Origin of the sequence: Prevotella sp. CAG:592 (assembly GCF_000436015.1) — a bacterium.
In the GTDB taxonomy this organism is placed as follows: domain Bacteria; phylum Bacteroidota; class Bacteroidia; order Bacteroidales; family Bacteroidaceae; genus Prevotella; species Prevotella pectinovora.
Genome location: NZ_FR892572.1, coordinates 27160 through 41338 on the forward strand (window position 1 = coordinate 27160; position 14179 = coordinate 41338).

Here is a 14179-nt window from a genome sequence, read left to right on the forward strand (position 1 = left end):
AGGTCTAGATAGTCTAGAAAGTCTAGAAAGTCTAGAAAAACTAGATAGTCTAGAAAAACCTATATAAATAGAAAAGAACCAGAAGCCCCACTCATCATTCCTCTTTCAATATTCCCTTCAAGAGATATGTGGCATTCTGGTTTCTTGCCACGCCGGGAGAAATCTTGTAAGTATAAGTGATGGCATCTGAGAGTTTTATCTCGAAACAGAAGTTATGGAAGCGGGCAGGATATTCATCTGCCATCTTCGACAGTTCCAGGTCGTGGGTGGCAATGATGCCGCTGACAGGCAGTTTGGCAATCGCCTCAAGGAACATACGTGATCCGTTGAGCTTGTCAAGAGAGTTTGTGCCCTTTAATATCTCGTCGAGAATGATGAGAGTATGCGATGCCTGCCGCACATTGTCAAGAAGCTGACGAAGACGAAGCAGTTCTGCATTGAAATAGCTGATGCCATGCGTCAGGTCATCACTGGTGCGCATACTGCTGAAAAGATTGAAGACCGAAACACGCAAGCTCTCTGCAAATACCGGCATACCACACATCGCGAGGATATAGTTCACTCCTATAGACCTCAAGAACGTACTTTTGCCCGCCATATTGGCCCCCGTCACGATATAATAATTACTATCCTGTATAGTAAAATCATTTTTCACCGCTTTCTCTCCGAGGAAAGGATGATACAGTCCTTTAGCCTCAAAAACGACCTCCTCAGAATCTGTAACCACCGGCATGACAGCCTGCGGTTCGTTACAGCGCATTGTCGCCATCGACACCATGGCATCCATCAGGCTCACGGCATCAACCCACCTCTCAAACGAAGCCACATTATCCCGCTGCCAACGCAGATAACGCCTTACGAGAAAGAAGTCACTATATCCCAAAGCATTGAAGATGACAAGACCAAGCACATTTGCCCGTCTGTCGAGAGCATCGAGGATAGCCTTCAGTTCCTTCAATGAATTGAGAGCCTCTGCCCCATTGTTGCCTTTAAGGACAGATGCCACCAGCTTGTTGTCTTCCTCCCGGAATTGCGCTTCGGTGATTATATGCAGCAACGAGACAAACCGTTTTGTGCTGACACTTATTTTCTCCACACTTTTGCTAATCATCTTTATCGCCTTCGCCGATGCTCCGATGCTGACGGCAAGCTGAGCAACAGTCCACAGACAAACGAAGTCGGCCGGGAGCGGCGTGAACACCGTGAGGATAAGTAACACGACGAATATCGCCATCGAAGAAACCACCATTGTCAGCCCTTTCCGAGACAATGCCGCTTCAGGGATTCCCGCCTCTTTCGCCTCATGCAGCGCCTTTAGTATAGCCCCGGTATCGATATTTCCTTTGTAGGCAGCTGAAAGGAAATCAGTTCGCCACTCCTCCATCTCTGCCAATTCCGATATAGCTTTCTGCCTTCTGTCTATTTCTGAAGGAAGAGCAGGAACAGATGTTCCGCAACGCGACGACGGTTTGTCTTGAGAAGCAACAGAACGGTCTGCGGCAGCAGTACGGCATGCAGCACTATCCAGAATCCCGGCAAGCCTGTCTGCCCCACCCGTAGTGACAATACGACAAAGGCGGTTATACAAAGATCCCTTGCCGAAGACGTCCATATCGAAGGAATATTGATGGAATGGATTCTCATATCTCTTGCCATCGTCAAATTGTGAGAAGTCGCCTTCCATATAGCGGATGTTCTGTCTGTAGACATCAATCCTCGCCTCCATCCTGTCAATGGCTACAGAATTCTGTCTGTCGAAAACCTTCACGCCCACAAACGAAGCCAGTGCGATACAGAAAGCCGGAATGAACACTGCCACTGATACATATCCACACAGATATACCACCGCCACGGCAACAGCCACGACAAACAACAGAATCTCTGCCGTTATGATATATTTCACCTTTGCCTTGCGGCTCTGAAGGACTTCATCCAGTCCTGTCATTCTGTCCGTATAATATTCCAACAGTTCTTTCTTGTTTCTCATATCTGTAGTTATGCTTTCCTTTTCAATTGACATATTATTAAATGCGAAACGGCAATTATGCCGTTTAACCCCAACCCTCTCTTCCAAGTGACGGTAAAATACAGAAATCCAAGCAAGTCTTAATGGTAGATTGGGATAACAAAACAAAATGGGCAGCCAATTCAATCTGAACGGACTGCCACATTTATAACTTTTCGTTGTTCTTTAGAACCAAGCAAAGAGTCATTACTTCTTGATGATGACTCTCTTCTCAGCGATACGAGCCTTCTTACCAGTGAGCTTGCGCAGGTAGTACAGCTTAGCGCGACGCACCTTACCAACCTTGTTAAGCTCGATGCTTGCGATGTTTGGAGACTCCATTGGGAAGATACGCTCTACACCAACAGTTCCAGACATCTTGCGTACAGTGAAACGCTTCTTTGTACCCTCACCGTTGATCTTGATAACAACACCACGGTAGAGCTGGATACGCTCCTTAGAACCCTCGATAATTTTGTAGGCTACAGTAACAGTGTCACCAGCCTTGAACTCAGGATACTGCTTCTCGATTGCAAATGCTTCCTCAGCAACTTTAATTAAATCCATTGTAATTTAACTGTTTAAAATTGTTTATCGTTCCAACGCAACATAACAGGCCACTCTTCTTCCTGCCAGCGATTACGCCGAAAAGCGGTGCAAAGGTAGTCATTATTCCCGTAACTGCCAAATAATTCAGCAGTTATCAAACTATTTTAACCCAAAACGGTCATTAGGCCGTTCAATGTAGTATTTTAATAACTGCTTGCAGTCTTTTGCTTTTTATAAGGCGTCTTTTGTCTGTTTTTAATTCGCAATAGCTCGCTATTACTCATTAAAAGTCAAACAAAATCCACTCTTCTAAAATATCAAAACCAAGCAAGCCCTAACGACCGATTTGGGTTTAATTCAAATCAAAGTCTTGATGACCGCTTTGGGGTTAAGAATTTCATTTCGGCCTCCTCATCGTGCGATAGCCGTATACGGATATCACGACAAAGCAAACGAGAGGCAACACGAACGACACGTTCACCGCCGGCATTCCCATCACCTCGTGCATGTCGATGATGCTTGCCTGCATTGCCGGCATCACGCTGCCTCCGAGGATTGCCATTATCAGACCTGCCGCTCCGAACTTGGCATCGTCGCCGAGTCCTTCGAGGGCGATGCCATAGATAGTAGGGAACATCAGCGACATACATGCGCTGACTGCAACGAGACAGTATACTCCCCACACATTCTGCAGCATTATCACTCCCACCACGAGGCATCCGCCCACGATGGCAAGTATCATAAGCAGCTGTCCAGCATTGAGATAGCGCAGCAGGAAGGTACACACGAACCGCGAACAGCAGAAAATGACCATCGCCACGATATTATACTGCTGCGATAGCACCTCTGCATCTATCTCCGTCATCCCCTCGTTCATAAACACCCGCGTGCCGTATTGTATGATGAAGGTCCAGCACATTATCTGCACTCCCACGTAGAAGAACTGTGCCACCACTCCCTCTCTGTAGTGCGGGATGTGGAGGATGCGCTTCAGCGTGGGGATTACGTTGAGAGACTTGTCGTTGTCTCCGTTCTTCGGCATCTTCACCATGCTTATTATGAGAAGCATCGCCAATATCACCGCTCCGATGGCGAGATATGGCATTATGAGCACCGAGAGGTCGTGTTCCTTCAGCACCTCAAACTGCTGGTCGGAGAGCCGTGCCCTCTCTGCCGTGCTCATCGGGTTGAGCTTAGCCTGGATGAAGTTCATCGCCACATACATGCCGAGCAGCGATCCCATAGGGTTAAACGACTGCGCCAGGTTCAGGCGTCGCGTAGCCGACCCCTGCGGTCCCATCGTCAGGATATACGGACTGCATGATGTCTCAAGAAACGACAGTCCGCAAGTGAGTATGAAATACGCCATCAGGAACATGGCATACTCCCCGGTCATCTTTGCCGGGAAGAAGAGAAAGGCTCCCAGGGCATAGAGTGCGAGACCGAGCATCACTCCTGCCTTATACGAAAAACGCCGTATGAACATCGCTGCCGGGAATGCCATCGCGAAGTATCCTCCATAGAAAGCCACCTGCACCAGCGCGCCGTCTGTTGCCGACATGCGGAATATCTTCGAGAAAGCCTTCACCATCGGGTTCGTGATGTCGTTGGCGAATCCCCATAGGGCGAAACACGACGTTATCAGCACGAATGGCAAGACATAGCTCACGCCGTCTTTGCCAAAAATGGAATTGTTGTTTTTCATTATATCAGTCTATAGTTTTACATTTACCTGCAATAATATATTTGTCTATAGTATTTTATTTGTCTGCAATATCATATCTGCCTGCAGCATCATATCTGTCTATAGCAACAGACACCTTTTATTATAATATAGTATTATGACTCCTTCCCCACGCCGCAACAACCGGCGTGGGAAAGGGAAGCATAGTTTTCGTCTTTCTATCATCCGTCATCTCCACAGGATTGGCGCTTATCTTGCCATCTTGTAGATTTCCTCCATGTCATGACGGTCGAGTTTCTTGAATCCTCCGATGGTGCGTCCGTCGTCGTGGCTGCATTTGCGCGCCAGCTCCTTTATCTCGTCGTCGGTGATTTCTCTTCCTATCAGTTCATGGATGTTTGTAGGCATACCGATGGCCCTGTAGAATTTCTCCACAGCCTCAACTCCAGCCATTGCCGTAGCCTTGGTGTCGGTGAAATCGTTGGGCACTCCCATCACGTTCACTGCGAAGCGTGCGAATCTCGACACATTCTCGTCCATCACGTATCTCGCCCACGACGGCCATACTGCGGCAAGTCCGGCTCCGTGTGCCACGTCGAACATGGCGCTCAGCTCGTGCTCTATCTGGTGTGTCGCGAAGTCAGCATAAGAGCGGTCGCCTGTCAGGTCGTTGTGTCCCAGACTCGACGCCCACATTATGCAAGCGCGGTTACGGTAGTCTTCCGGATTCTTGAGCACATGGAACACGCTGTCTTTCACCGTTCTCATGAGCGCCTCGGCGATATTGTCTATCAGTGTCATGTCATCCACCTTTCCGAAGTATCTCTCCATGGTGTGCATCATGATGTCGGTGGCTCCGCATGCTGTCTGATATGGAGGCAGTGTGAATGTGCGCACCGGGTTCATGATTGCGAATTTCGGTCGGCAGATATTATTGGAGTATCCAATCTTCAGGTCGCCGTCTTCTTTCGTTATCACGCTCGAGTCACTCATCTCGCTTCCTGCTGCCGGTATGGTCAGAATCACTCCCACAGGGAGCATCTCCGTGGGCACATATTTCCTTGCGTAGATGTCCCACACGTCACCGTCGTATTTCACTCCGTATCCGATAGCCTTCGACGAGTCTATCACGCTACCGCCGCCTACGGCGAGTATGAAGTCAACATTCTCCTTGCGGCAGAGTTCTATTCCTTCGTGAACGAGTGTGAGGCGCGGGTTGGGCTTCACGCCGCCCAGTTCCACGAACGCTATTTCTGCGGCATTGAGCTTTTCGCGCACTGAGGCGAGCAGTCCTGACCGCTCAGCGCTATGGCCGCCGTAGTGTACGAGCACTTTCTTGCCGCCATACTTGTTTATCATTTCCACAAGATGCTCTTCGGCATCCTTTCCGAACACCACTTCGGTTGGTGCATAATACTTGAAGTCTTGCATTTCTGATTTTATTTAAATAACAGACCGCTAATGTAGTCATTATTTTTGTATTCTTCAAGCATTTCATGAATTTAGTGACGGTAATATAACAACTTGGTGCAATTTGAGTGAGGAATGTAACATACCTATATAGTGTCAGACCATAAAATCAAAGAAAAAGATTTCGGTGTCAAGCTATAAAAACACGAAAAAGATTTTGGTATTAGGCTATAAAATCAAAGAAGAGATTTCGGTGTCAGGCTATAAAAATACGAAAAAGATTTCGGTGTCAGGCTATAAAATCGAGAAATAAATTTTGGTATCAGGCGATTTTCCTGTATATTTGCATCAAAAACAAGTATATGTCGGAAAGGATATTCAAGCGCAAGATCTACAGCAAACTTAAAGAATGGAAGGAGAACTCAAATGGCAAGAGCGCATTGCTGTTAGAGGGAGCAAGACGTATCGGCAAATCAACCGTCGTTGAAGAGTTCGGACAGAAGGAATACCGTTCTTATATTCTTATTGATTTCAACGAAGCCTCAAAAGGAGTCAAAGACCTGTTTGACGACTTGATGGATATGGACTATATCTTTCTGTATCTCCAGAATGTCTTCAAAACCACACTGTATGAGAGGGAGTCTGTTATTATCTTCGATGAAGTCCAGCAATGCCCCAAAGCTCGCCAAGCAATAAAATACCTTGTCAAAGACGGCAGGTATGACTATATAGAAACCGGGTCGTTCATCAGCATCAGAAAGAACACAAAAGACATCAGCATCCCCAGCGAGGAACACAGACTCGAAATGTTCCCCATGGATTATGAAGAATTCAGATGGGCGATGGGCGATGACACCACGATGCCTATGACACAGAAATTTCTGGAAAAGAAGATGGTATTAGGCGACAGTCTGAACCGCCAGATGATGCGCGACTTGAGACTGTATATGCTGGTGGGAGGTATGCCACAGGCCATCAACGCATACATAGAGTCCAACAACCTGCAGCAGGTTGACATGGTAAAACGCCAAATCATCCAGCTATATGCGGATGATTTCCGCAAAATCGACGCCACAGGTAGAATATCCAAGTTATTCATGGCGATTCCTTCCCAACTAAGCCGCAATCTGCTGCGTTACCGACCCACTACGGTGGTAGGCAATGTGGGAAGCAGCAAGATCGACGAAATGATTCTTTGTCTGGAAGACAGCAAGACTGTAAACGTGGCATATCATGCCGACGACCCTAATGTCGGTATGCCGCTAACTGCTGATTTCGGCAAATACAGACTATATATCGGTGACACAGGACTGTTCATAACACTGGCATTCTGGGACAAGGATTTTACGGAGAACATAATATACCAGAAATTGCTCAACGACAAACTCACCGCCAATCTTGGATATGTATATGAGAACCTGATAGCCCAGATGCTCAGGGCATCAGGCAACAAATTGTTCTACTATACATTCCCTAAAGACGAGACTCATTCATACGAAGTGGATTTCCTATTGTCAAGAGGCAACAAACTCTGTCCTATCGAAGTGAAGTCATCGGGCTATAAGACTCACGCTTCCCTGGATGCCTTCTGCAAGAAATACTCCGACAGAATCAGCCAACCATACCTGTTATACACAAAAGACCTGCATAAGGATGGCAATGTATTGATGTTGCCTGCTTTTATGACTCCTCTGATATGAATTTCAAGAAGCAGCCGTATTGACAAGGAAACCTGAGAAACGTCATCTCATAATTGGAGAAGATATAGTCGCAATGTTGCACCTTACCGGTCGGCATTGCGACTATCGTATTATCTACCCGTTGGCGGAACTAATTTCTTAATTCTAATGACGGATTCGGGCTAAAATTGGGCACGCTGCTTGCCCAACTGGGGCAACGTGCTTACCCATCATGGGCAACGTGCTTGCCCCTGTTGGGCAGATTTGATGTCAGACGGATGCCCAATAAGCTGATGTTGTAATACTCATATTCCTGATTTCAGGATTCTGCCAACGCATGCCATTCCTGCAGTCTGAATTACTCACAGCTGACATTCCTTTCATCTGACAATTCCTCACACCTGACAATTCCTTTCATCAGCCAAACCATCCAGACAATCGGCTGACAATCGCCAGGCAGTCAACTATCTGTTTGTCAGGATGTTACAGCCAAAAACCAGACAATCTGACAGTTTTTTCGGCAATTCTTGGTTTTACTGAAAATCAGCGATATGGGCAACTTTTACTCATATCGACCAAATTAAATAAATTCCACCAACGGGCTATTATCTACGTGGCGACATCCGGAAAACATATAAGTGAAAAACATCATTACAATAACGGAAAGCATTTTTCTGTCCTCAAACTCTTACAATTCGTTATTTAGATTAAAAAAATACGCAAAAATGTATCGGTATTTGCAGCAACATAAATCAATTTGTTGTACATTTGCAGCCGAAGCAAACAAATTAAGCCTAAATCGGTCATTAGAGATACCAAAACGGTATAATGACCGATTGTGGGATTAAACCTAACAACAAACAAAACGCAAGATGTCAGACAAGAAGATTCATTTCACCAAGATGCACGGTGCTGGCAATGACTACATATACGTCAACACATTATTATATGATGTAAACGACCCCAATTCGGCTTCCGTCAGATGGAGCGACCGCCACAAGGGTATCGGAGGCGACGGACTGGTGCTCATCTGCCGACCCACCACCGACGCTGCCGACTACAGAATGAGGATTTTCAATGCCGACGGGTCTGAGGCGATGATGTGCGGAAACGCATCGCGCTGCATCGGGAAATATCTCTATGAGCGTGGACTCACCGACAAGACGGAGATAAAACTGGAAACCCTCTCCGGCATAAAGACGCTGATGCTGCATCTCGACAACGAGGGAAAGACTGTGGAGAGCGTCACCGTTGACATGCTCGAACCGCTGACGGAGAACCACCGTCAGTATGCCGACCTCAGCGGAGGCATACTCTTGGCTGAGGGCAGACGGTTTGAGGGAACTTTCGTATGTATGGGAAATCCACACTTCGTGACTTTCCTCAACGACATCGACACGATAGACATCGCAAGATACGGTGCCGTGATGGAGCGCGACAGCAATTTCCCTGAGCGCTGCAACATCGAGTTCGCACAGATATTGTCCGACGGAGCCATCCGCACCCGTGTGTGGGAACGCGGCAGCGGCATAACGATGGCTTGCGGCACGGGGGCTTGTGCCACGGCGGTGGCGGCGGCACTCACCGGACGAGCATCGCGCCGGAGCGAAATCCGCATGGACGGCGGCACGCTGCAGATTGAATGGCGAACAACTGACAACCATGTATATATGACCGGACCGGCGGAAATCGTCTTCGACGGGGAAATCGGAGAATGACCTGCCGGCAGACAGAGACACAGATGAAAGAGGAAACGACAACGACACTTACAACAAGCGACAACGCTCACATAACAAACAACAACGACACTTACAACAAATAAAAAGAATTTCAATATGGCATTAGTAAACGAACATTACCTGAAACTTCAGAAGAACTACCTTTTTGCCGACATCGCCAAGAAGGTGAATGCCTACAAGGTGGCTAATCCCAAGGCCAGAGTCATCAGCCTCGGCATCGGCGACGTGACGCGTCCGCTTGTGCCTGCCGTCATCGACGCCATGCACAAGGCAGTTGACGACATGGCACACAAGGAGACGTTCCATGGATACGGACCGGAGCAGGGCTATCTGTGGCTCCGCGAGGCAATAGTGAAAAACGACTTCCTGCCGCGAGGCATCCGTCTCGACCCGAGCGAGGTGTTCGTAAACGACGGAGCGAAGAGCGACACTGGAAACATCGGCGAACTGGTGAGATGGGACAACAGTCTGGGAGTGACCGACCCTATATATCCGGTATACATCGACTCCAACGTGATGTGCGGCAGGGCGGGAGTGCTCGAAAACGGAAAATGGAGCAACGTCACCTATATGCCATGCCTGGAGACCAACGACTTCGTGCCGCAGATTCCCGACCATCGCGTAGACATGATATACCTCTGCTATCCCAACAACCCTACGGGCACGGTGATAACGAAGGAGGAACTCAAGAAATGGGTGAACTACGCTCTAAAGAACGATACGCTGATTCTCTACGATGCCGCATACGAGGCATACATCACGGAACCTCACATCCCCCACTCCATCTATGAGATAAAGGGAGCGCGCAAGGTGGCGATAGAATTCCACAGCTATTCAAAGACGGCCGGCTTCACCGGCGTGCGCTGCGGATACACCGTGATACCGAAGGAACTCACCGCCGTGACCATCGACGGCAAGGAGCGCATCGCCCTGAACACGCTCTGGTTCCGCAGACAATGCACCAAGTTCAACGGCACAAGCTATATCAGCCAGCGGGCTGCCGAGGCGATATACTCTCCTGAGGGAAAGGAGCAGACCAAGGCGGTGATTGACTATTATATGGGCAACGCCAGACTGATGTACGACGCACTGAAGAAGCTCGGCTTCAGAGTATATGGCGGAGTGAACGCCCCATACCTGTGGGTGAAGACTCCCGACGGTGTGGACAGCTGGAAATTCTTTGAGCAGCTGCTCTACGGAGCACAGATAGTATGCACTCCCGGTGTCGGCTTCGGACCGAGCGGAGAGGGCTTCGTCAGATTCACTTCCTTCGGCGAGCGCGAAGACTGCGAGGAGGCAATGCAACGCCTTGCCAAATGGATGAAAGCATAAAATACAGCAGGCGCAAAGAACAATATTCATGACATTTATCAATAATAGACTACAAAAAGATATTAAACGCCGCAAATATTATTACAAAAAGGTATACGGAAACAAGAAAAAGCATTACCTTTGCAAACTGAAAACAGAACATCAATAAAATCGACTTAAAAAACAATGGCTAATTTAAGATTCCAGGTTGTAGAAGAGGCGTTCAAGAAACGCCCTGAAGAAGTTATAGCACCGGTGGAACGTCCGTCAGAGTATTTCGGAAAATACGTTTTCAACCGTGCCAAAATGTACAAATACCTGCCAGCCGACGTCTACGACAAGCTTATAGACGTAATTGACAATGGAGCCACACTCGACCGCAGCATCGCCAATGCCGTGGCTAACGGCATGAAGCAATGGGCTGAGGAGAATGGCGTGACACACTACACACACTGGTTCCAGCCGCTCACCGGCGGAACAGCAGAGAAGCACGATGCCTTCATCGAGCACGACGGCAAGGGAGGAATGATTGAGGAATTCTCCGGCAAGCTGCTCGTGCAGCAGGAGCCTGATGCCAGCTCGTTCCCAAGCGGCGGAATCCGCAATACCTTCGAGGCGCGCGGATATTCGGCATGGGACCCTACATCGCCTGTCTTCATTATCGACGACACTCTCTGTATCCCTACCGTATTCATATCATACACCGGAGAGGCGCTCGACTACAAGGCTCCGTTGCTCCGCGCGCTGCACGCCGTAAACGTGGCTGCAACGAACGTATGCCATTATTTCGACCCTAAGGTGTCAAAGGTGACTTCCAACCTGGGATGGGAGCAGGAATACTTCCTCGTGGATGCCGACCTATATAGTGCCCGCCCTGACCTCATGCTCACCGGCCGCACACTCATGGGACACGACTCTGCAAAGAACCAACAAATGGACGACCACTACTTCGGAACGATTCCTGACCGTGTGCAGGCGTTCATGAAGGATCTTGAGATACAGGCTCTCGAACTATCTATCCCATGCAAGACACGCCACAACGAGGTGGCACCAAACCAGTTTGAGATAGCTCCCATCTTTGAGGAGACAAACCTCGCCGTAGACCACAACATGCTGCTTATGTCGCTCATGAAGAAGGTGGCTCGCAAACATGGATTCATAGTATTGCTTCACGAGAAACCGTTCGCCGGCATCAACGGCAGCGGAAAGCACAACAACTGGAGCTTGTCTACCGACACCGGCGTGCTGCTCCATGCTCCCGGCAAGACTCCGGAGGCAAACCTGCGCTTCGTGACATTCATCGTGGAAACACTGATGGGTGTATACCGCCACAACGGACTGCTCAAGGCGTCTATCATGAGCGCCACAAACGCTCACCGTCTGGGTGCCAACGAAGCTCCTCCAGCAATCATATCGTCATTCCTCGGTTCGCAGCTCACCCAGCTGCTCGACAAGATAGAAAACAGTGACAGCGAGGATGTGTTCAACATGGCGGGCAAACAGGGAATGAAGATGGACATTCCGGAAATTCCAGAACTGCTCATCGACAACACCGACCGCAACCGCACATCGCCTTTCGCATTCACCGGAAACCGCTTCGAGTTCCGTGCCGTGGGTTCTGAGGCTAACTGTGCAGCAGCGATGATCGCTCTGAACTCTGCCGTGGCAGAGGCTCTGGTTGACTTCAAGACTCGTGTTGACGCTCTCATCGAGAAGGGCGAGGACAAGGTAAAAGCTATCATCGACGTTCTGCGCCAGGACATCAAGACCTGCAAGCCTATACGCTTCGACGGCAACGGCTATTCTGACGAATGGGTAGAGGAGGCAAAGAAGCGCGGACTGGACTGCGAGACAAGCTGTCCGGTGATTTTCGACAACTATCTGAGCGACTCTTCCGTAGAGATGTTCACAAAGCTGGGCGTGATGACAAAGAAGGAGCTTGAGGCGCGCAACGAGGTGAAATGGGAGACCTACACCAAGAAGATTCAGATAGAGGCACGTGTGATGGGCGACCTCACGATGAACCACATCATTCCTGTTGCCACCCACTATCAGAGCATGCTGCTGAAAAACGTTCAGAACATGCGTCTGGTGTTCCCGGAGGAAAAGGCTGAAAAGCTGAGCTCGAGAAACATCAAGATTATCGAGGACATCGCCGAGCGCACACAGATTATCGAGAAGGGTGTGGAGGAACTGGTCAACGCACGCAAGGTGGCAAACAAGCTTACCGACGAGCGTGCCAAGGCTGTGGCATACCACGACACGGTGGCTCCTAAGATGGAGCAGATTCGCTACCACATCGACAAGCTGGAGCTCACGGTGAGCGACGAGCTGTGGACGCTGCCTAAGTATCGCGAACTGTTGTTCATCAGATAACGGCGGCTAACAGAAAAAGAGTTTGAAAAGACGTCATGGGGATTTTAGATTGGTCCCTCTGATATGACTACACATATTTATATGTACAATCTATTTCTTTTATTGGTTGTTTAAGTTTGGGGCTGCCTGGTTGTGAAACCGTGCAGTCCTTTTTTATTACCAAGAAAAGAGAAAACAAAAAAAACGATTTGTGAATATTTTGGACACAGTTTTGGGCACCACCGTGCCCACTTGTGGCAACGGTGGTGCCCATTTCCTGAAGAATTGCTATCCTTTCCAATGATTGTGATTTGGCTGTTTGACTCCCTGTAAAACCGGGAATCATCTCACCATCACCTTGCGTGTCGTTCCGTCGCTGAGTTTCACGATGTTCAGCCCCTTCTGCTTGCCGTTGATGAGTTGTCCGGCAGCGTTGTAGCGTGCCACCTCAACGGCATTGCCACTTGCAGTGACGCTCTCAACCGATGAACCTACGGGAAAGTCGCCCTCTACAAGCACTTGGATACTAAGGTTTTTTCCGCCTGCGTCGAACTGGTTCCATGAATAGTTCGTACCGTTATACAAACACCAGTACCATATAGGAATGCTGCCATCTCCTTCTTTTACAAACGAGAGCGGAAACGAGTGGTCTTCTTGATCACCATACTGTGTGTATTCGAAAACTGCTGCAAGTTCTTCGCCTTCCTTTATGACGTAAGGCTTAGGAAAATCCTCCTGATTCCAGCCGGTTTTGCCATACTGAACGTAGTTAGAGGTAACTACCTGACCTGGAATACCATCAACAATTCGGTGAAGGTATACGCCAGACTGACCGATATCCTCACAGAGTCCGAAGCGGATGCCTACAATCTTCATACCGATATAAGGTTCAAGAATCGACTCCGTAAGGTATATGCCAACCTTGTTCTCGCCTGGATATGACGGAACTCCCATGCCATCGTCAGGGTCTGCGAGAGCATCCGAAGAGTAATAGCCCACCCAGCGCTGGTTGCTTGCTATCTTCTTCGGTGCTTTTGCCACTACCTGACTGTGCTGACGTTGAGTCATGTTCGGATTATTCTCTATCACGCTGATATTCTGCTGCGTTACGCTCACCTGTGCATTGACTGCAATTGCCAGTGCGAAGGAGGCGATGGTAAGTAAAATCTTCTTCATAATTGTAGTTTTTTTATTGGTTAGTAAACGAGTTGACGAGTTGACAAGTAGACAAGGGGATTTGCTTTCCTATACAATCATTGTTTAAGTTTATAAACAAGTGATGCAAATCTCCTTGCCTACCCGTTATCTTGTCTACTTGATCGGATGCTTACGTGTATCGCTACCAGCCTGCACGAAGTAGTTCGAACCGTTGGCAGACTTGGTGAGAGTGCAATACTGCACGAAGCGCTTGCCGCCTTCCTTGGTGATGATAGCGATAGGAAGAGCG

General features: G+C 48.6%; 9 protein-coding genes. 4 read left to right on the forward strand and 5 right to left on the reverse strand.

What is annotated here, in order from left to right; all coding sequences use genetic code 11:
• Positions 1–94 precede the first annotated feature (94 nt).
• From QVO99_RS05670 to QVO99_RS05685, 4 genes are all read right to left on the reverse strand, one after another.
• Complete coding sequence (locus QVO99_RS05670) at positions 95–1987, reverse strand: MutS-related protein (RefSeq protein WP_022316636.1); 1893 nt, start codon at positions 1985–1987, stop codon at positions 95–97.
• Between the two features lie 225 nt (positions 1988–2212).
• Complete coding sequence (rplS, locus tag QVO99_RS05675) at positions 2213–2572, reverse strand: 50S ribosomal protein L19 (RefSeq protein WP_022316637.1); 360 nt, start codon at positions 2570–2572, stop codon at positions 2213–2215.
• A gap of 379 nt (positions 2573–2951) precedes the next feature.
• Positions 2952–4259 (reverse strand): L-fucose:H+ symporter permease, encoded by a 1308-nt coding sequence (gene fucP, locus QVO99_RS05680; RefSeq protein WP_022316638.1) that lies wholly within the window; start codon positions 4257–4259, stop codon positions 2952–2954.
• A 228-nt stretch (positions 4260–4487) separates the two neighbouring features.
• Entirely contained in the window at positions 4488–5669 is a 1182-nt protein-coding gene (locus tag QVO99_RS05685; RefSeq protein ID WP_022316639.1) for an iron-containing alcohol dehydrogenase, read from the reverse strand.
• A gap of 341 nt (positions 5670–6010) precedes the next feature.
• On the opposite strand from QVO99_RS05685, the gene QVO99_RS05690 reads away from it, so the two are divergent.
• The 4 genes from QVO99_RS05690 (at position 6011) to QVO99_RS05705 (ending at position 12753) form a co-directional block, all read left to right on the forward strand.
• The gene (locus QVO99_RS05690) at positions 6011–7348 is read left to right on the forward strand and encodes an ATP-binding protein (protein WP_022316640.1); all 1338 of its coding nucleotides are present in this window, start codon (positions 6011–6013) and stop codon (positions 7346–7348) included.
• Between the two features lie 851 nt (positions 7349–8199).
• On the forward strand, positions 8200–9045 hold the full coding sequence (gene dapF, locus QVO99_RS05695) for a diaminopimelate epimerase (RefSeq protein ID WP_022316641.1): 846 nt from the start codon (positions 8200–8202) through the stop codon (positions 9043–9045).
• 117 nt (positions 9046–9162) lie between these two features.
• Complete coding sequence (locus QVO99_RS05700) at positions 9163–10398, forward strand: LL-diaminopimelate aminotransferase (RefSeq protein WP_022316643.1); 1236 nt, start codon at positions 9163–9165, stop codon at positions 10396–10398.
• A gap of 165 nt (positions 10399–10563) precedes the next feature.
• Positions 10564–12753, forward strand: a complete 2190-nt coding sequence (locus tag QVO99_RS05705; protein ID WP_022316644.1) for a glutamine synthetase III family protein — start codon at positions 10564–10566, stop codon at positions 12751–12753.
• A 321-nt stretch (positions 12754–13074) separates the two neighbouring features.
• Here the strand turns inward: QVO99_RS05705 and QVO99_RS05710 are convergent, their stop codons facing one another.
• Entirely contained in the window at positions 13075–13908 is an 834-nt protein-coding gene (locus QVO99_RS05710; RefSeq protein ID WP_022316645.1) for a hypothetical protein, read from the reverse strand.
• Positions 13909–14179 lie beyond the last annotated feature (271 nt).